The sequence below is a fragment of the Streptomyces sp. NPDC079020 genome, from assembly GCF_044542225.1.
Classification (GTDB): domain Bacteria; phylum Actinomycetota; class Actinomycetes; order Streptomycetales; family Streptomycetaceae; genus Streptomyces.
Genome location: NZ_JBITUB010000002.1, coordinates 370,951 through 387,989 on the forward strand (window position 1 = coordinate 370,951; position 17,039 = coordinate 387,989).

Annotated in this window: 20 protein-coding genes and 3 pseudogenes; 14 read left to right on the forward strand and 9 right to left on the reverse strand. The window is 69.0% G+C overall.

The genetic code is table 11. The features are described from left to right. Positions 1-4: 4 nt before the first annotated feature. Both ACIGJO_RS05530 and ACIGJO_RS05535 read right to left on the reverse strand, forming a co-directional pair. Positions 5-970 (reverse strand): zinc-binding dehydrogenase, encoded by a 966-nt coding sequence (locus ACIGJO_RS05530; protein WP_399952488.1) that lies wholly within the window; start codon positions 968-970, stop codon positions 5-7. A gap of 273 nt (positions 971-1,243) precedes the next feature. Then, entirely contained in the window at positions 1,244-2,476 is a 1,233-nt protein-coding gene (locus tag ACIGJO_RS05535) for an NADP-dependent malic enzyme (RefSeq protein ID WP_399952491.1), read from the reverse strand. 523 nt (positions 2,477-2,999) lie between these two features. On the opposite strand from ACIGJO_RS05535, the gene ACIGJO_RS05540 reads away from it, so the two are divergent. The 3 genes from ACIGJO_RS05540 to ACIGJO_RS05550 are packed head-to-tail and all read left to right on the forward strand — an operon-like array spanning position 3,000 to position 5,687. Then, positions 3,000-3,959, forward strand: a complete 960-nt coding sequence (locus tag ACIGJO_RS05540) for an ABC transporter substrate-binding protein (protein ID WP_399952494.1) — start codon at positions 3,000-3,002, stop codon at positions 3,957-3,959. 28 nt (positions 3,960-3,987) lie between these two features. After that, positions 3,988-4,929 (forward strand): amino acid ABC transporter permease, encoded by a 942-nt coding sequence (locus ACIGJO_RS05545; protein ID WP_399952497.1) that lies wholly within the window; start codon positions 3,988-3,990, stop codon positions 4,927-4,929. Between the two features lie 5 nt (positions 4,930-4,934). Further along, a complete protein-coding gene (locus ACIGJO_RS05550) occupies positions 4,935-5,687 on the forward strand; it encodes an amino acid ABC transporter ATP-binding protein (protein WP_399953206.1) in 753 nt (250 codons plus the stop codon). Between the two features lie 89 nt (positions 5,688-5,776). On the opposite strand, the gene ACIGJO_RS05555 is transcribed toward ACIGJO_RS05550, so the two are convergent. After that, positions 5,777-6,535 carry a class I SAM-dependent methyltransferase gene (locus ACIGJO_RS05555; RefSeq protein ID WP_399952500.1) on the reverse strand — a complete coding sequence of 253 codons (759 nt, stop codon included), beginning with the start codon at positions 6,533-6,535 and terminating at the stop codon, positions 5,777-5,779. Between the two features lie 88 nt (positions 6,536-6,623). On the opposite strand from ACIGJO_RS05555, the gene ACIGJO_RS05560 reads away from it, so the two are divergent. Then, complete coding sequence (locus ACIGJO_RS05560; RefSeq protein WP_399952503.1) at positions 6,624-7,253, forward strand: CGNR zinc finger domain-containing protein; 630 nt, start codon at positions 6,624-6,626, stop codon at positions 7,251-7,253. Here the strand turns inward: ACIGJO_RS05560 and sodX are convergent. Beyond that, positions 7,157-7,594, reverse strand: a complete 438-nt coding sequence (gene sodX, locus ACIGJO_RS05565; RefSeq protein ID WP_399952507.1) for a nickel-type superoxide dismutase maturation protease — start codon at positions 7,592-7,594, stop codon at positions 7,157-7,159. The two genes, ACIGJO_RS05560 and sodX, sit on opposite strands and share 97 nt — an antisense overlap. Before the next feature lie 179 nt (positions 7,595-7,773). Between sodX and sodN the strand changes: the two genes are divergently transcribed. Further along, complete coding sequence (gene sodN / locus ACIGJO_RS05570) at positions 7,774-8,169, forward strand: superoxide dismutase, Ni (RefSeq protein WP_150487741.1); 396 nt, start codon at positions 7,774-7,776, stop codon at positions 8,167-8,169. 126 nt (positions 8,170-8,295) lie between these two features. Here the strand turns inward: sodN and ACIGJO_RS05575 are convergent, their stop codons facing one another. Further along, a complete protein-coding gene (locus tag ACIGJO_RS05575) occupies positions 8,296-8,451 on the reverse strand; it encodes a hypothetical protein (RefSeq protein ID WP_399952510.1) in 156 nt (51 codons plus the stop codon). A gap of 518 nt (positions 8,452-8,969) precedes the next feature. On the opposite strand from ACIGJO_RS05575, the gene ACIGJO_RS05580 reads away from it, so the two are divergent. The 4 genes from ACIGJO_RS05580 to ACIGJO_RS05595 all read left to right on the forward strand — a co-directional run bounded on the left by ACIGJO_RS05580 (position 8,970) and on the right by ACIGJO_RS05595 (position 11,956). Continuing rightward, positions 8,970-9,608, forward strand: coding sequence for an HAD family hydrolase (locus ACIGJO_RS05580; protein WP_399953209.1), 639 nt, complete (start codon positions 8,970-8,972; stop codon positions 9,606-9,608). 44 nt (positions 9,609-9,652) lie between these two features. After that, positions 9,653-10,711, forward strand: a complete 1,059-nt coding sequence (locus tag ACIGJO_RS05585; RefSeq protein ID WP_399952513.1) for a helix-turn-helix domain-containing protein — start codon at positions 9,653-9,655, stop codon at positions 10,709-10,711. A gap of 784 nt (positions 10,712-11,495) precedes the next feature. After that, complete coding sequence (locus tag ACIGJO_RS05590) at positions 11,496-11,666, forward strand: hypothetical protein (protein ID WP_399952516.1); 171 nt, start codon at positions 11,496-11,498, stop codon at positions 11,664-11,666. Beyond that, positions 11,663-11,956: a hypothetical protein gene (locus ACIGJO_RS05595; protein WP_399952519.1), complete on the forward strand. Its 294-nt coding sequence runs from the start codon at positions 11,663-11,665 to the stop codon at positions 11,954-11,956. Before ACIGJO_RS05590 ends, ACIGJO_RS05595 begins: the two co-directional genes overlap by 4 nt. Positions 11,957-11,960: 4 nt before the next feature. Here ACIGJO_RS05595 and ACIGJO_RS05600 read toward each other — a convergent pair whose 3' ends face one another. Next, positions 11,961-12,194 (reverse strand): helix-turn-helix domain-containing protein, encoded by a 234-nt coding sequence (locus ACIGJO_RS05600; protein ID WP_399952522.1) that lies wholly within the window; start codon positions 12,192-12,194, stop codon positions 11,961-11,963. 114 nt (positions 12,195-12,308) lie between these two features. Further along, a pseudogene (locus ACIGJO_RS05605) lies at positions 12,309-12,563 on the reverse strand (tyrosine-type recombinase/integrase); the annotation flags it as partial. A gap of 10 nt (positions 12,564-12,573) precedes the next feature. On the opposite strand from ACIGJO_RS05605, the gene ACIGJO_RS05610 reads away from it, so the two are divergent. Beyond that, on the forward strand, positions 12,574-12,843 hold the full coding sequence (locus tag ACIGJO_RS05610; protein ID WP_399952525.1) for a hypothetical protein: 270 nt from the start codon (positions 12,574-12,576) through the stop codon (positions 12,841-12,843). A gap of 14 nt (positions 12,844-12,857) precedes the next feature. Here ACIGJO_RS05610 and ACIGJO_RS05615 read toward each other — a convergent pair whose 3' ends face one another. Together ACIGJO_RS05615 and ACIGJO_RS05620 are read right to left on the reverse strand one after the other, a co-directional pair. Next, the gene (locus ACIGJO_RS05615; RefSeq protein WP_399952528.1) at positions 12,858-13,676 is read right to left on the reverse strand and encodes a class I SAM-dependent methyltransferase; all 819 of its coding nucleotides are present in this window, start codon (positions 13,674-13,676) and stop codon (positions 12,858-12,860) included. Further along, the gene (locus ACIGJO_RS05620) at positions 13,673-15,046 is read right to left on the reverse strand and encodes an XRE family transcriptional regulator (RefSeq protein WP_399952531.1); all 1,374 of its coding nucleotides are present in this window, start codon (positions 15,044-15,046) and stop codon (positions 13,673-13,675) included. Before ACIGJO_RS05620 ends, ACIGJO_RS05615 begins: the two co-directional genes overlap by 4 nt. Positions 15,047-15,126: 80 nt before the next feature. On the opposite strand from ACIGJO_RS05620, the gene ACIGJO_RS05625 reads away from it, so the two are divergent. The 4 genes and pseudogenes from ACIGJO_RS05625 to ACIGJO_RS05640 form a co-directional block, all read left to right on the forward strand. Further along, positions 15,127-15,627 (forward strand): ATP-binding protein, encoded by a 501-nt coding sequence (locus ACIGJO_RS05625; RefSeq protein WP_399952534.1) that lies wholly within the window; start codon positions 15,127-15,129, stop codon positions 15,625-15,627. Further along, positions 15,624-16,013: pseudogene (locus ACIGJO_RS05630) on the forward strand (hypothetical protein); the annotation flags it as partial. The gene ACIGJO_RS05625 and the pseudogene ACIGJO_RS05630, both read left to right, overlap by 4 nt. Positions 16,014-16,073: 60 nt before the next feature. Beyond that, positions 16,074-16,613, forward strand: a complete 540-nt coding sequence (locus tag ACIGJO_RS05635; protein WP_399952537.1) for an NUDIX hydrolase — start codon at positions 16,074-16,076, stop codon at positions 16,611-16,613. Between the two features lie 219 nt (positions 16,614-16,832). Then, positions 16,833-17,009 (forward strand): annotated as a pseudogene (locus tag ACIGJO_RS05640) (transcriptional regulator); the annotation flags it as partial. Positions 17,010-17,039 lie beyond the last annotated feature (30 nt).

Consider the following 17,039-nt stretch of genomic DNA (forward strand, 5'->3'; position numbering starts at 1 on the left):
GCCCTCAGGACGAGGTGAGCACGATCTTCCCGAACTGCTCTCCCGACTCCATCCGCTCGAAACCCTCCCGGGCCCGGTCCAGCGGCAGCACCTCGTCGATGACGGGCCGCACCCCGGTCGCCGCGCAGAACGAGAGCAGGTCCTCCAGCTCGTCCCGGGAGCCCATCGTGGAGCCGACGACCTTCAGTTCGAGGAAGAAGATGCGGGTGAGTTCGGCATGCGAGGGGCGGTCACCGCTGGTGGCGCCGGAGATGACGACCGTGCCTCCGGGGCGCAGCGCCTTCACCGAGTGGGACCAGGTGGCGGCACCGACCGTCTCGATGACCGCGTCCATACGGTGGGGAAGCCGGGCGCCGGACTCGTACGCCTCCACGGCGCCGAGCTCGACGGCCCGCCCGCGCCTGCCCTCGTCCCGGCTGGTGGCGAACATCCTCAGTCCGGCCGCCCTGCCGAGCACGATGGCGGCGGTGGCGACGCCCCCGCCGGCGCCCTGGACGAGCACGGAATCGCCGGGGCGCACTCCGGCGTTGGTGAACAGCATCCGGTACGCGGTGAGCCAGGCGGTCGGCAGGCAGGCCGCCTGCTCGAAGCTGAGCTCCTTCGGTTTGGGCAGCACGTTCCAGCTGGGCACGGTCACCTGCTCGGCGAAGGTGCCCTGGTAGCGCTCGGTGAGGATGGACCGCGTCTCGCCGGGGCCGACCCCGTGCCCCGTCTGGCCGATCACCGAGTGCAGGACGACCTCGTTGCCGTCCTGGTCGACCCCGGCGGCGTCACAGCCGAGGATCATCGGCAGCTTGTCCTCGGCGAGGCCCACCCCGCGCAGGGACCAGAGGTCGTGATGGTTGAGGGAGGCGGCCCTGACGTTGACGGTGGTCCAGCCGGGACGCGCCTCGGGCGCCGGGCGTTCACCCAGCTCAAGGCCGTTCAGGGGCTGGTCGGGGTCGATGCGGGCTGCGTAGGCGGCGAACATGGCTCGACGATAGGGCGGGGAGTCCGCCGGCGTAACCGGCCGGCGGTGTGACACACGCCAACCCACCCCCGGACCGCCGCACGCCGTCCGGTCACGGTCCCGGACCTGTGCACGGGCGGCGGCACGGACCGGGGCACCGGCATCGGCACGCACAAGGCCAGGCACAAGGCCAGGGACAAGGCCAGGGACGAAGCCGGGGAGAAGGCCGGGCCACGGACACGGAAGGGGTGGAGCAGCCCCGTACCGCGGCCCGCCCCACCCCCTGTCACCACGTCAGCGGCGCGCGACGCCCTCCGCCCGCGCGGCGGCGGCCACTGCCGCCGTGACCGCCGGGGCGACCCGCTCGTCGAACGGGGACGGGATCACATAGTCCGCCGCCAGCTCGTCACCGACCACGTCGGCCAGCGCGTTCGCCGCCGCGATCTTCATGCCCTCGGTGATCCGGGAGGCCCGGACCTGGAGTGCGCCGGCGAAGATGCCGGGGAAGGCCAGCACGTTGTTGATCTGGTTCGGGAAGTCCGAACGCCCGGTCGCCACCACCGCCGCGTACTTGTGCGCGATGTCGGGGTGGACCTCGGGGTTCGGGTTGGCCATGGCGAAGACGTACGCCCCCGGGGCCATCGAGGCGACGGCCGCCTCCGGGACCGTACCGCCGGAGACACCGATGAACACATCGGCGCCGGCCAGGGCCGACTCCAACGGTCCGGAGATGCCCGCCCTGTTGGTGATCGCGGCCAGTTCCCGCTTGACGTCGGTCAGGTCCTCGCGGTCCCGGCTGACGATGCCCTTGCGGTCGGCCACGGCGACATCGCCGATCCCGGCCTCCAGCAGGAACTTGGCGATGGCCACCCCTGCCGCCCCGGCGCCGGAGATGACCCCGCGCAGATCGCCGAGCGTCCGCCCGGACAGCTTCGCGGCGTTCCGCAGGGCCGCGAGGGTCACGACGGCGGTGCCGTGCTGGTCGTCGTGGAAGACGGGGATGTCCAGGCGCTCCTGGAGCTTGCGCTCGATCTCGAAGCACCGGGGGGCCGAGATGTCCTCCAGGTTCACGCCGCCGAAGGAGGGCGCGAGCCGGACGACGGTGTCGACGATCTCGTCCGCGTCGGTGGTGGCGAGCGCGATCGGCACCGCGTCGACCCCACCGAACTGCTTGAACAGGATCGCCTTGCCCTCCATCACCGGGAGGGACGCCTCGGGACCGATGTCGCCGAGACCGAGAACGGCGGTGCCGTCCGTCACGACGGCCACGACCTGCGATTTCCAGGTGTAGTCGTGGACGAGCTCGGGATTCTCGGCGATGGCGCTGCACACCTTGGCGACGCCGGGTGTGTACGCGAGGGAGAGGTCGTCCTTGTCGCGGATCGGGACGGTGGACCGCACGGCCATCTTCCCGCCGCGGTGAAGGGCGAAGGCCGGATCGAAGGGCTCGTCGGCTGTGGTGTCCACGTGATGGATGTCACTGTCAGTAGTGCTGTCGCTGCGAGGATTGACGATCTCCGCTGCCATGGTGTTGACCCCTTAAGTCTTCATCGTTTGAGGGTGGCCACTCCTGGTTGAGGAGGGGTGGGCGGGCACCGCGTACGTGCCTGCGGGGAGTGGTTGGCCCGCTCCCGCAGGGGGGATTACCTACGCGCGGGCGCGCCGCACACGCGCCCTGAGCCCCGGATGAGGGGTGTAAACGTCTTTTTTACCTGACGAACAGTGCCTCGGACGAGTCCATATCGACGCGGTGACGTGACTCATAGTCGAATATCGGGACAAGTCCGCTAAGCGGCATAAAAGTCGTCCGCCGGTCGAGACCTGCCGGAGATTCTCCGGCCGGAGGATGCAATTCCCACAGATGGTCCGGCCTTGACGTACCGGCCAGTTGAGGTTCGGGGGTCGCCCGTTACCCGATTTTGACATGACTGGCTCCCTGAATGGGGTAATCCGAATGGCAAGATGCCGTAATCACACAAGGTGGCGACACTCGAAGTTGTGCGCGCGTCCACCTTTCAGCACCCCCCTTCACCTGCCGGAGGACTCCGACATGACCGCAAGCACGACCTGTCGTACGACCGCGAAGTCCCGGATTGCAGCGGTTTGCGCCATCGCGGTCGCCGGCACCATGCTGCTGACCGCCTGTGGCGACCAGACCGACTCCGCCACCAAGAAGCGCAGCGACACGAACGCCACCGAGAACGCCCCGCTCGCCGACCTGCTTCCGCAGGCGATCCGGGACAAGGGCGAAATCAAGGTCGGTTCGGACATCGCCTACCCTCCGGTCGAATTCAAGGACAAGTCCGGCAAGACCGTCGGCATCGACCCCGACATCGGCGACGCGCTCGGCAAGCAGCTCGGGGTGAAGTTCACCTTCGAGAACGGCACTTTCGACACGCTGCTCACCGGGCTGCGCTCCAAGCGCTACGACCTGGCGATGTCCTCGATGACCGACACCAAGGACCGCCAGGAGGGCATCGACTCCGAGACCGGGAAGAAGGTCGGCGAGGGCGTCGACTTCGTCGACTACTTCACCGCCGGTGTCTCGATCTACACCAAGAAGGGCGACGACAGGGGCATCAAGACCTGGTCGGACCTCTGCGGCAAGAAGATCGTGGTCCAGCGCGGCACGGTCTCGCACGATCTGGCCAAGACCGAGAACGAGAAGTGCGGCAGCAAGGGCAGGATCTCCATCGAGGCGTTCGACAACGACCTGGAGGCGCAGACCCGCCTGCGCGGCGGCGGCGCGGACGCCGGCTCCTCCGACTTCCCGGTGGCCGCGTACGCGGTGAAGACCTCGGGCGGCGGCAACGACTTCCAGCTGGTCGGCGAGCAGGTCGAGGCGGCCCCGTACGGCATCGCCGTCGCCAAGGACAACAAGGAACTGACCAAGGCCGTGCAGGCCGCGCTCGACGCGATCATCAAGAGCGGCGAGTACGAGAAGATCATCGCCAAGTGGGGCGTGGAGGCCGGAGCGGTCAGCGAGGCCAAGATCAACGGTGGGTCCTGAGCGAGACCGGCGCTGAGAGGCAGCACCTGTGACTGACATCAAGAAGACAGGGCCGGCCGACACGCCGCCCCTTCCCTCGTCCATGCCCATGGCCATCAAGGCCGTCCCGGTGCGGCACTACGGCCGGTACGTCTCGGCCGTCGCCGCCATCGCGGCTCTGGCCACGCTCGTGTACGCCTTCGCCCAGGGGAAGATCAACTGGAGCGCGATCCCGGACTACTTCTTCGACGACCAGATCCTCCAGGGCGTGAAGAACACCGTCATCATCACCGTGCTGGCGATGATCATCGGTGTGGTGCTGGGCGTCGTGCTCGCGGTGATGCGGCTCTCGAAGAACCCGGTGACGTCCTCGATCGCATGGGGCTACATCTGGTTCTTCCGCGGCACCCCGGTCTACGTACAGCTCCTGGTCTGGTTCAACCTCGGCATCGTGTTCGAGTACATCAACCTCGGGCCGGTCTACAAGGACGAGTGGTCGTCCTTCATGACCCCGTTCCTCTGTGCGCTGCTGGGCCTCGGACTCAATGAGGCCGCGTACATGGCGGAGATCTGCCGGGCCGGGCTCCAGTCCGTCGACGAGGGGCAGACCGAGGCGGCCCACGCGCTGGGCATGAGCCACGGCAAGACCCTGAGCCGGATCGTGGTCCCCCAGGCGATGCGCGTGATCGTGCCGCCGACGGGCAACGAGGTCATCAACATGCTCAAGACCTCGTCCCTGGCGGTGGCCGTCCAGTACACCGAGCTGCTGCGTTCGACCCAGAACGTCTCGCAGACCTCGGGGGCGACGGTGGAGATGCTGTTCCTGGCCGCGGCCTGGTACATGATCCTCACCTCGATCCTGAGCATCGGCCAGTTCTACCTGGAGCGTCACTACGCCCGGGGCTCCAGCCGGAGCCTGGCGGCCACGCCGTTCCAGAAGGTCAAGGCCGGAGTGCTGTCGCTGGGACGTCCGAACGGAGGCTCGATGTGAACCCCATGGTGAAGGCCGAGGGCGTCCACAAGTCCTTCGGCTCCGCGCACATCCTCAAGGGCATCGACCTGGAGGTCGCCCCGCGCGAGGTCTTCTGTCTGATCGGCCCGTCCGGTTCCGGCAAGTCGACCTTCCTGCGGTGCATCAACCACCTGGAGAAGGTCAGCGCCGGCCGGCTCTCGGTCGACGGCGAACTGGTCGGCTACCGCCAGAAGGGCGACAAGCTCTACGAGCTCAAGGACAGCGAGGTCGCCCGCAAGCGCCGGGACATCGGCATGGTCTTCCAGCGCTTCAACCTGTTCCCGCACATGACGGCCATCGAGAACGTCATGGAGGCCCCGGTCCAGGTCAAGGGCGAGACACGGGCCGTCGCGCACGCGCGCGCCGAACGGCTGCTGGACCGGGTCGGGCTCGCCGACAAGGCGAAGAACTACCCGTCACAGCTCTCCGGCGGTCAGCAGCAGCGGGTGGCCATCGCCCGTGCGCTGGCCATGGAGCCGAAGCTGATGCTCTTCGACGAGCCGACCTCCGCGCTCGACCCGGAGCTGGTCGGGGACGTCCTGGACGTCATGCGCGGGCTGGCCGAGGACGGCATGACGATGATTGTCGTCACCCATGAGATGGGCTTCGCCCGTGAGGTGGGCGACGCGCTGGTCTTCATGGACGACGGCGTGGTGGTCGAAGCGGGTCACCCGCGCGACGTACTGACGAACCCTCAGCACGACCGGACGAAGTCGTTCCTGTCCAAGGTGCTGTAGGGGCACGCCTACGGGGAAGGGCGGTACGGGCATCGGCCCGTACCGCCCTTCCTTCTTTTCCCCCCGTTGCGTTTCCTCCCGACGCGGGGTCACTTCACCGCGAGCACCAGGGTGTCCGAGGGCGAGGCCCAGACGGGGCGCGCCTCGCCGAACCCGGCCGCGCGCAGCGTACGGGCGTGCCACTGCGGGGAGGGCATGTCACCGTCCGCGTGCTCGCCGTAGATCCGGTACCGCTCGGCGGTGGGCGCGGCGAGGGCCGGGTCCTCGGCGGCGAGGGCCCACCATTCCGCCCAGTCGAGGGCACCCGCGGCCTTGGCACGGTCCATGGCGGCGTGCCGGTGGGCGCGTTCGGCGGCGTTGATACGGGGGGTGTCGGTGTCGATCATGTGGTCGGCGTTCATGAACACGCCTCCGTCCCGCACGAGTTGGCCGATCTGCCCGTACAGTGCGGTGAGCGGCTCACTGTGCAGCCAGTGCAGTGCGGTGGCGGTGAGCACGGCATCGTAGGAGTCGTGCGGCAGCAGCCCGGTCCAGTCGGGGTCCTTGAGATCGGCGGTGACGAAGGTGACCCGGTCGTCGCCGTCGAAGGTGCCGCGGGCGATGGCGAGCAGCGCGGGATCGAGGTCGACGCCCGTGCTCGTGGCCTTCGGGAACCGGCGGAGGAGCCGGTCCGTAATACTTCCCGTACCGCACGCGAGGTCGAGCACCCTGGGCTCCGGCCCCACCACGGCCTCGACCATGTCCAGCATCACCCGGAACCGCTCCTCGCGGTCCGGCATGTACCACTCCTGCTGCCGGTCCCAGCTCTCCTGCCAGGACTGCCAGTCAGTGCCTGCCGTCTCCGCCATGCCATCCTCCACGTAATACCCGATTGCCGATGCTGCCCATTACACTGGTCGACGCATCGACTTTAGACCGACACCGTAAGGACTACAAGTGGAACTGGCCTATTACTCGGACTACGCCGTGCGCCTGGTCAACACCGAGGAGCCGGCCCGCAACAAGGACATCCTCACCACGGTCGAGGCCGTCCGGGACCTGTTCGGCGCCAACGGCCAGGCGGCCCGCCGTGCGACCGACGCGGACGTGACCCGCTTCCGGTCCGTACGGGGACGGCTGCGCGCGGTCTTCGAGGCGGCCGACCTCGGCGACGAGACCCTCGCGGTCGACCTGCTCAACTCCCTGCTGCTGGAGTTCCCCGTGAGCCCGCAGATCTCCGGCCACGACACCCGGGACGAGGACGGCAAGCCGGACTGGCACATGCATCTGGCCGACCACCCCTCGAACGCGACCGCCGGGTACGCCGCGATCGCGGCGATGGGCCTCGCCTTCCACCTCACCTCCCACGGGGTGGACCGGCTCGGCCTGTGCGAGGCCGCGCCCTGCCGCAACGCGTACCTCGACACCTCGACCAACCGGTCCCGGCGCTACTGCTCGGACCGCTGCGCGACCCGGGCGAACGTCGCCGCCTACCGGGCCCGCAAGCGTCTGGAGGCGGAGCGCGCCGCCGAGACCGGCCGCAGCGCGGAGAAGGCCCAGCCGAGCACACCGAGCACGGACCTCTGACCCTTCTTCAACGGCCGGTAGCGAGCCCGGACCCGGGCCAGCACGAGCTCCTCGGGCACGGTCCCGTAGTCCGTGCTGTCCCCGCCCGCGTACGTGTTGTCGCCCCGCACCCACCAGCCGCCCGCCCGGCGCTCGACGGCCCGTTTCACCACCAGCAGATCCTGCTGGAACGGATGGCGCAGAATCACCACGTCCCCCGGCCGCACAGGCGCCCCGTACCTCACGAGCAGCAGATCCCCGTGGTAGAGCGTGGGCACCATCGACGGCCCCGTCACCTCCACGACCTGGAACGGCACCCGCGCGGCGCGCCCGCGTCCGGGCTCCTGTGTCAGCTCCTGCATCTCCCGTACCTCCCCGGTCCGTCCTCCAGTACACCCTCCCGCGTACCACTACGTACATTCGGCCACCGGTCCGATACTCGCCCTGGACTTTTGGCCTAAGCCCATGGGGCAGCCGCTGAATCCGGTCGCTCACGGAGTAATGTCCCACCTGAGAAGACGATCACGAGGAGGACAGCCCCATGCTTTCCCGCCTGTTTGCCCCCAAGGTGAAGGTCAGCGCCCACTGCGACCTGCCCTGCGGTGTGTACGACCCGGCCCAGGCCCGCATCGAGGCGGAGTCCGTCAAGGCCGTTCAGGAGAAGTACCAGGCCAACGAGGACGCGGACTTCCGCACCCGCGCCGTGCTGATCAAGGAACAGCGCGCGGAGCTCGCGAAGCACCATGTCTCGGTGCTCTGGAGCGACTACTTCAAGCCCCCGCACTTCGAGAAGTACCCGGAGCTGCACCAGCTGGTCAACGACACCCTGAAGGCGCTCTCGGCGGCCAAGGGCTCGAACGACCCGGCGACCGGCCAGAAGGCCCTGGACCTGATCGCCCAGATCGACAAGATCTTCTGGGAGACCAAGCAGGCCTGATCCGCCCGCCTTCTTCCCTCGGGCTGGACAGCAGGTCAGAGCAGGAATGAGAGAGGCCCGGCCGCTTCAAGCAGCCGGGCCTCTCTGCACCCCAAAGATCGTTTGGGAGACGTTTGGGAGACGAGGTCAGGAAGAGCGCCTCTCCCGCCACTCAGCCGTCTGATCCACCTTGTCCGTCAACGACTTCTCCCACGCCTCCTGAAGACCCCCGGCGATACCGAGCTCCATCTCCGGCGAGGTGTGCGAGTACGTTCCCTCGACACCTTGCAGCTTGTGCCCCATCCGCTCCTCGACCGCGACCCGCGGGTGGTCCCCGCACGCGCGGGGATGCTCCCACCGAGAAGGTCTCCGACACCACCGTCGACGAGTGGTCCCCGCACGCGCGGGGTTGCTCCCGCGGATGGTTGTGGCCAGTACCGGTAATTCACGTGGTCCCCGTACGCGCGGGATGGTCCGCTCGCCGAGGCGATCCTGACCAATGGCCGCATGTTGTCCCCGCGTTGCGGGGGTGCCCCCTTCGCCTTCGGGCGAAGGGGGCTGTTTCGTGCGTCTGGGGTCAGGCATCGGCTGGGGGCTCGGGTCCCGAACCAACTTCTTCACCGCCTGCTCGACTTTGTACCGGTCCTGCCCGGTGGCTGCGGCGTGGGCGGCGATGGCCTGCTGTACGGCGGCAGCGGTGCCACGGTGAGGCGGTTCTCCTGCTCTCGGCCCAAGCCGCGCGCTCCAGTGCGATCAGGTCGTCAGTGAGTTCGATATCTGCCACGAGTCGGATCGTACGACAGCCGTAGGCTCGGAATGTGATTGAAACGATCGTGTTCGACATCGGTGAAACCCTCGTCCGCGACGACCGCTGCTGGGCGTCCTGGGCCAACTGGCTTGGCGTCCCCAGACACACCGTGTCCGCGCTCGTCGGGGCGGTCACAGCACGGGGCCTCGACAACGCCGAGGCACTCCGCCTGCTCCGGCCGGGCATCGACATTCCGGCCGAGTATGCCGCCCGTGAAGCGGCTGGGCAGGGCGAGCGGCTCGACGAGTCCGACCTGTACGACGACGTGCGGCCCGCGCTCGCCGAGCTCCGTTCCCTGGGGGTGCGCGTCGTCATCGCGGGCAACCAGACGGTACGGGCCGGGGAGTTGCTGCGGGCGTTGGATCTGCCCGCCGATTTCATCGCAACGTCCGGGGAGTGGGGGGTTGCGAAGCCCGACTCGGAGTTCTTCGCACGCACCCTTGCCGCAGCGGGCTCTCTGGGGCGGGACACCGTGTACGTCGGTGACCATCCCCAGAACGACACCTTCCCTGCGGCTCGGGCCGGGCTTCGCACAGTCCACCTTCGCCGTGGCCCGTGGGGGCACCTGTGGGCGGACGACCCAGAGGTACGAGACACAGCGGACTGGGTGGTCGACTCCCTCATGGACCTGCCCTCGCTGATCAACGGGTAGTCAACTCCGTACGCGTACCGTCACGGTGCGGGTACGGTCGATATATGCGCGCCGACAGTCCGCGCGAGGTCGGCGAGCGGATCGCCGCTCGCCGCCGCGCCCGCCGCCTCACTCAGACCGGCCTCGCCACTGCCGCCCATGTCTCCTACGCCACGATCCGAGCCGTCGAGCGTGGCGCGCGTCGGCCGAGTGACGACGTGCTCGAAGCAGTCGCCGCCGCCCTGGAGGTGGACGCGACACAGCTGCGGACCGGGTACGTCGGCACCGAGCGTCGGGTCCATCACGCTCTGCCCGCGCTCTCGCAGGTGATCGCCGGGTACGACATTCCGCAGGGCCCTCCTACCCGGAGTGCCGAGGAGCTGGCCGAGGCGATCAGTGCAGCTGTCGCCTGGCGGCTCGGAGCGCAGTACGGACAGATCGCGGAGGCGATTCCCAGGCTGCTCGGCGACGCCATCCGGTACGTCCACACCGTGCGGGGCGCCGACCAGCAGGAGGCAGCCAGAATGCTGGTCGCCGCAGCACGCACCGCTGACGCGGTGGCATTCAAATTCGGCGCCCACGATCTGTCGGCTCGTCTGATCGACCTGATGCGCTGGGCAGCTGACCGCACTGCCGACCCGCTCGTCCAGGCCGTCGCCGCCTACGTACGCACTGAGGTCTTCCTCGCCGCTCGTGCCTACCCGCTGGGCCTTGCCGCACTGGAGCAGGCCGTGGACGTTGCTCCGGCCCCGACGAGCCGGGCGGCATCGGCGGCCCGCGGTGCGCTGCACATGCGGGCGGCCGTCGTTGCTGGCCGCGCGGGAGACGCGTCGGCGGCGGACACGCATCTGCGGCACGCCCGCGCACTTGGGGATCAGGTGGCTGTGGAGGGTGCGTACCTGGGGACCACGTTCGGCCCTGATTCGGTCCGAATCCATGAGGTCTCCGTCGCGGTCGGTCTCGGCCCTGAGCACGTCGACCGCGCTCTCCGCGTGGCTACCGAGTGGCTACCGAGTGGAAGCCTCCCGCGTCCCTCCCGGCCGAGCGCCGCAGCGGGTTTTACATTGAGCTGGCCCGCGCGCAGGACTGGGCCGGGCTTCACGAGGACGCGTTCGAGAGCCTGAAGGTGGCCCGTGCCGCAGCTCCGCAGCACACCCGCGAGCATCCGTGGGCCCGTGACGTCGCGGGGGCGCTTCGGCGCTACCACCGGTCCGATGCCGAGAGCCTGTCGCGTTTCGCTCACTGGATCGGCGCCGTCTGAAAGCTGCTACACGATGTAGCAGTTGTAGCTCTTCCCAGGGGCCACGATCTACCTGTTCGCACACACAGGTAGAGGAGGGCCCGATGACCGCACCCGTGCTCGTCGAAGGGCCGGTGAGCATCGCCCGCCTTCACGGCGCGGCCTGCTGGCACTGCGGCGCCGTCACCCGCGGTCTTGTCCCGGCTGGAGCCGTAATCCTGCCGGGCCAAGGCCGAGTGTGGCCGATCGTCTCCTGCGGGTGCAGCCCATCAGCCCCTGACATGGAGAACCACCCATGACTGTGCCGCGCCATGCCATACACCTGCCCGCTCCTGAGTCTCTGTCCGATGCTCAGCAGCGCGGTGCCGCGTGCGTGCGGTGCGCCGCACCACTCGGGACCGACTTGGGTATCGACTGTGGTGAGCAGCGAGTCCGGCCCGCCACCGGTGCCGCGTACTCGTGGTTCCCCCGCGAGTGTCTGGACGCGCTGGCCTGCGCGGGGCGGAGGGTGGCCCGGTGACCGCATCGCAGCAGCGAACGGCCTGCCCGCCCCCGGAGTTCGCGTACCAGGCCTACCTCAAGCACACCCTCGTCTGCGCCGCCTGCCGTGGAGGAGCCCGGTGTGCCACGGTGATACGGCTCGGCCGCGCGTGGCGGGCGGCACGATGATGAACACAGACGGGTACTGCGGGGCGGAGAACTTCGGCAGCTACGCCCGCTGTACTCAGCCGCTCGGACACTCGGGCCCCCACTACGACTGGCGGGCGCCGAGCGAGCGCCGGCACTGGCCCAACGCCGACCCGGACACCAACCCCCACTCCGAGGGGGCCCCGGAGTGAAGTGCCACCACGCCGACGGTGTTCACGACTTCGCCGTCGAGACCGACACCATGGCCCGGTGCGACGAGCATGGGATCACGCTCCTGTGGCACGGCGACCCCATCACCGCCGCCGAGCTGGCCGCCGCCGCAGCCGCACTGTCCCGGCTCGATGACGCACTGGACGTGGCCGAGCGGCTCCGCGCCGACGACCACAGCACCTCGTGCCGGGCAGCCCAGCAGCCGCACCTGGCCGACGGGCACGCGTACTGCCGGCGGACCGACTCCGCATGCGCCTGCCACCCGCGGTGACCTGCTACTCGCGTACGAGGTCGGCGAGCGGGACCCCGATCGCGTCGGCGATGCGGACAAGATCGGTGTACCGGGGATCACTGACACCGCGTTCAATTCGCTGGAGGGTGCGCCGATTGATATTGGTCATCTCCGCGAAAGCCTCCTGCGTGCAGTTGGCCTGCATACGTAGATGACGGACGCGGTCCCCAAGCGCGCGCAGTTCTACAGAGGTCCGGTCTGACAGGTCTCGGGGCACTCGACAAACCCGTGACCTGCGTGATCTCGTGTCAGCGACTCACGTGTCGCATTTTGTGATCATGCCCTAGACGGCCGCCCGTCCGCCGAGCACCCCCGGCGAACGGGCGGTCGCCTTGCGGGCGCCATTCCACTCGGTCTTCCACCGGCGGTAGTTGAGCGGCTCGCCCTCCTCCATGGTGAACAGCCACTCCTTGGAGGGGCGTGCGGCGAGGTGCACGAGGAGGGCGTCGGCGACGACCTCTCCGACTGGGACCGTACGCCGGGACTTCGCGGTCTTCGGCGGACCGACCCTCCCCGACTGGAGCCGCTGCCGCTCCACGCGAATGCTGCCGGCTTTGAAGTCGATGTCCGACACCTTCAGGCCCAGTCCCGATCGCGTGATCTTCATGCACCAGGGCTACCAATTCGAGTTCCTGCGCGGCGAAGGACCTGACCCAGAGGTGTGGACCTACTCCGAGGGTGACGCCGAACCGTCTCGGGTCTACATCCGCTTCACGGACTGGTTGGAAACGAACGTCCGTCAACAAAAGGAAGCGTGGGCCCGCCTGGTTCCCTGGTACAAAGCCGAACAGCAAAAGCCCTCGGACGAGCGCCGCGTGTACTTCTACCGCCATCACCCCGACGGCAGTGTGACCGACGAGCTGTAGCGACTCGCGCCCCGTCACCGGCTGCAGACGAGGATGCCTCCCAGGCACGTGATCTCGTACGCGCCATGGCGGGCGATGTGGTCGGCGACGAGGGTGCGGGCGCGGTCGATGGTCGCGTCGAACGGGACATCGTGCTGATCCGCCCAGGCTCGATACGAAGTCATGTGCGCGATGACGGTGTCGGGGACGGGGACGGTGATGGTCCCTGGCAGCTCGACCACCTCCACGCGGCTGAACTCCTCGCCGAAGAAAGCCGGGGCTTTTTCCAGGGAGAAGCGGGCACTGAGCGAGATCCGGGCCGGGCCTCGGTCGATGCCGAGGACGTCGCCGGCGGCCCGCTGCCAGAGGTCGTCGAGTTCGGCCTTGTCGCGGTCGCTGTTGGTGGAGGCGACCACCAGCCCATCACGAGCGACGACTCTGGCCAGTTCCCTGACCGCCTGGGGGATGTCGGGTACGTGGTACAGCATGTGGAGCGCGAGAGCGGCGTCGACGCTGCCCGCCGCCAGCGGAAGCCGCGTGGCGTCCGCCACGGCGACCGGGCCTGGGACGCCGGCAAGGATGCCGGGAGCGATGTCGAGGCCGAGCAGGGACAGGTCCGGGCGGTCCTGGCGCAGCCGCTGGATGAACTTGCCGTTGCCGCAGCCGATGTCGACTACTCGCCCGCGTACGTCGCCCAGCCGCTCAGCGACGAGGCCGGGCAGGTCGTACCGGGGTGTCTGCCACTGGTAGATCGACTGCCGGGCAGCCAGGTCCCGGTCTCCGTTGTAGGCGCTGCCAGCCAGGCGGGTCCGGTCGGTGACGGCGGCGTCGTGGGCGGCGGACAGGTCGGTCACGTCGGCAACTCCGGAGGGTGGGCGGCGGGCAGGGACGCACGGACGGCCGTGTGTTGGAGTCGTTCGCGCAGGTGCACCGCCTGCGCGGCTCCACCGTACTGCGGCCCTTCCAGCTCCCGCCCGAGAACGGTGAGCCGGCGCACGATACTGGCCGACATGCGCTCCGGCGAGGACTGGAGAACGAAGCCGAGCACCTCCTCCGTGCCATCCAGGTCGCCCAGGAGCAGGTGCCCGCGGGCGAGGTCGAGGTGCGCGGCGAACAGGTCGCCGACCGACTGATCATCTCCGTCCGCGCTGCGATAGAGGCGGATCGCCATCTCCGCGCTGACGATGGCCCGGTGGACGTGCTCCTGCCCGGCCACGGCCAAGAGGGTCGTTCCGGCGTATGCGAACTGCTTGGCCGCGGGGAAGTCGAAGACTCCCAGTACCTCGTCCCCACCCGAGATCGCCTCGCGCGATCGTTCGGCATCCGACAAGGCAGCGAGCGCGCCTGCCGTGTCGCCGACTATCGCCAACGCCCGCGCCTCCAGACTCGCCAGCCGTGCACCGATGCTGCCGCTCGCCCTGTGCCGACGGCCGACCTGCGCCAGCCGAGCCGCCTGCTCGTACCGCCCGGTCCAGTACGCAATCAATGACTCCACGGACCGTACCCAGGCCAGCATGCCCTCGTGCCCAGCCGCTTCGGCACAGGCGCGTGCGGTACGGGCATGGGTGGCGGCGGAGTCGTAGTCGCCGAGGTCGAGGCAGACGTGCGCGGACAGGCCGCAAAGGCGAGAAGCAGAGAGGTAGAGGTCAGTGGTCTGCCGGGGGTGCTGGCGCCCGCGCAGCAGCTCGAAGGCCCCGTCCCGTAACCGCCTGATCTCGACGTACTGCTCCATCAACGGGTGGCTGACGTACGTACGGGCGAGCCGGCCGACGTCTGCCTCCAGCTGCTCCACGACGAACTCGTCGGCGTTCCGCTGCGCGATGAAACGGGCGAGGTCCGCCGACCGCACCGCGTCCTCAGAGAGTGGGTCACCACGGACGTGGGGGTCTTCGGGCGGCAGCACTGGCGGCACAATCTCGACCTCGGCGGCATCGGACCCGTCCCGCTGCCCCTTGCTGATGGCAACAGCTTGGTCGAGCACGGCGACATCGACACTGAAGACCTGCGCCAGGTACTTCCGGGTGTAGGGAACAGGGGCTCGCGCTTCGCGCTCGTACCTCCCGATCTCCTTGCCGGTCTTCGCGGAGCGCCCCTCCAGGGCGTTGTACTCGTCGGCAACCCTCTGCTGGCTCCAGCCGCGCTCGATGCGCAGCCGGACGAGCAAGGCGCCGATCCCGGTGTCGCCCGTGCCGTCCCCCAGGAACGCGTGACCTCTGGCCCCCATAGTGGCCCCCGCCTTGGCCCCCGTGCTGGCCCCCGTGCTGGCTCCCGACCCAAATGAGTTAAGTCGCTTTGCTGTTGACCATGGCAAGCACACTCACCAACGAGGCAACCGACGCCGCCCCAGACCTCCTTCCGGGCACGGGTCGGCACCGCACCATGCTCTTCCCCCGCCGCCGGACCACACCGCGTACCGCTCGCGACTTCGTCGCCGCCACGCTGACCGAATGGGGTGAGACGAGCCGCCTCGACGACCTGCGGCTGTGCACCTCGGAGCTCGTCACCAACGCGGTGCTGCACGGCGCGCCCGTGGGCCGACTGGTCCTGGTACGGGTCGAGTCCCTCGACGCGGAGCTGCGGATCGAAATCCACGACAGCGGCGAGAACAGGCCGACGAAGCGCGTTCCCGAGGAGTCCGCCGTCGACGGCCGCGGTCTGCTGATCGTCGCCGCGACCGCCGACAGCTGGGGCGTGCAGGAGCGGACGGGCCCCGGAAAGTGCGTCTGGGCCGCATTCGACCGTGCCAACAGCGGGGCCGTGCCCATGCCGACCCACACCACCGGCCCCCAGGGAGACACCTCGTGACCACACACCCCGTCTCGCCGAACACCGTCCTCGCCAACGCCCTCCACAGCGCCGAGGACATCCTGACGCCGCGCATCCTGGCTGCCCCGCCCGAGCGGATCGCGCTGGTCGTCGGCACCCAGATCAACGGCGCCCCGCACATCGGCACCTCGCTCGTACGGTCCCTGGCCTTCGCCATGGCCGCCCGACTGCGCGACCGCTTCGGCCTCCCCACCGAGGTGCTTTTCAGCGCCCTCGACAACGCCCCGTACGAGCTCGCCACCGACCCCGGCAGCGGCCACCGCTACCAGCGCCCCTACGCCCAGGCCCTCGGCGAGCAGGCCCTGCTCGGCCTCGTCACCGCCCTCTACCAGCCCCTCTTCACCGCCCTGTCCAGGCGCCTGGGCGGACGGATTCCCGTCAAAGTGACATGATGAATGCTGAACTGAGGCAAGGGAGTTGGGCTCATGCAGTGGACCGTCCATGGCGAGCGGCAGATCTACAACAACCCGTGGGTGAACCTCTGGCTCGTGGACGTCCAGCAGCCTGACGGCCGGCGGTGGGAACACCATGTGGTCCGGATGCGGCACCTGGCCGTAGCGGCCGTGGTCGACGACCAAAAGCGCGTGCTGATGATGTGGCGGCACCGGTTCATCACCGACACCTGGGGCTGGGAACTTCCGATGGGCCTCATCGAGGCCGACGAGACCCCGGAGCAGGCTGCTGCCCGCGAGGTCGAGGAGGAGACCGGCTGGCGTGTGGAGGGCGTCAAGCCGCTGGTGTACGCGCAACCCGCGAACGGCATCACGGATTCCGAGCACTTCGTCTTCCGCGCCGGGGCCGCCTCGTATGCGGGCCCACCGGCCGAGGTGAACGAGTCCGACCGGATCGAGTGGATCCCGATCTCGGAGATCCGAGGGATGATCGACCGCCGCGAGGTCGTCAGCAGTGGCAGCCTGGTCGGCCTGCTGTACCTGCTGCTGGACGAAGCGACCGGCAGCTCGTAAGGGGTCAGCGGAGGGCGTCGCGCATGCGTTGCTCGAAGGCGAGAACGGGGGCCTCGCGTGCGTAGGGCAGCATCCGACGGTGAAGTTCCTGGACGGGGCCGCTCACTCGTGGCGAGTCGATGGCCGCCGTGAGGTCGAGGGCAAGGCCGAGGCCGGCGCTGGTGCATGCCTCGTCGAGTTTGCCCAGCTGGAGCTGGGCGCCGGCCAGCCAGTACGCATGAAAGGCCCCCCGGACGGACCGAAGCCGCCCTCGGCAGCATCATCGACGCTCGCCACGCCGCACCTGAGCAGACTCGGTACCACCCAGGCGCAAGAGAAACGATCACGGGCCTGGTGCACCTCTCCCGTCGCACGCCGGACACCCTCGGCCACATGGCCGCGTGGATCGGCCTGTAGGACACTCACCCGCCGACCTGCCGACGCTCA

Bases quoted from the DNA above. Each gene is read 5' to 3' on its own strand.
- ACIGJO_RS05530 (WP_399952488.1), bottom strand. From the start codon at position 970: ATGTTCGCCGCCTACGCAGCCCGCATCGACCCCGACCAGCCCCTGAAC.
- ACIGJO_RS05535 (WP_399952491.1), bottom strand. From the start codon at position 2,476: ATGGCAGCGGAGATCGTCAATCCTCGCAGCGACAGCACTACTGACAGT.
- ACIGJO_RS05540 (WP_399952494.1), top strand. From the start codon at position 3,000: ATGACCGCAAGCACGACCTGTCGTACGACCGCGAAGTCCCGGATTGCA.
- ACIGJO_RS05550 (WP_399953206.1), top strand. From the start codon at position 4,935: ATGGTGAAGGCCGAGGGCGTCCACAAGTCCTTCGGCTCCGCGCACATC.
- ACIGJO_RS05555 (WP_399952500.1), bottom strand. From the start codon at position 6,535: ATGGCGGAGACGGCAGGCACTGACTGGCAGTCCTGGCAGGAGAGCTGG.
- sodX (WP_399952507.1), bottom strand. From the start codon at position 7,594: ATGCAGGAGCTGACACAGGAGCCCGGACGCGGGCGCGCCGCGCGGGTG.
- sodN (WP_150487741.1), top strand. From the start codon at position 7,774: ATGCTTTCCCGCCTGTTTGCCCCCAAGGTGAAGGTCAGCGCCCACTGC.
- ACIGJO_RS05575 (WP_399952510.1), bottom strand. From the start codon at position 8,451: ATGGGGCACAAGCTGCAAGGTGTCGAGGGAACGTACTCGCACACCTCG.
- ACIGJO_RS05585 (WP_399952513.1), top strand. From the start codon at position 9,653: ATGCGCGCCGACAGTCCGCGCGAGGTCGGCGAGCGGATCGCCGCTCGC.
- ACIGJO_RS05590 (WP_399952516.1), top strand. From the start codon at position 11,496: ATGAACACAGACGGGTACTGCGGGGCGGAGAACTTCGGCAGCTACGCC.
- ACIGJO_RS05620 (WP_399952531.1), bottom strand. From the start codon at position 15,046: ATGGGGGCCAGAGGTCACGCGTTCCTGGGGGACGGCACGGGCGACACC.
- ACIGJO_RS05625 (WP_399952534.1), top strand. From the start codon at position 15,127: ATGGCAAGCACACTCACCAACGAGGCAACCGACGCCGCCCCAGACCTC.
- ACIGJO_RS05635 (WP_399952537.1), top strand. From the start codon at position 16,074: ATGCAGTGGACCGTCCATGGCGAGCGGCAGATCTACAACAACCCGTGG.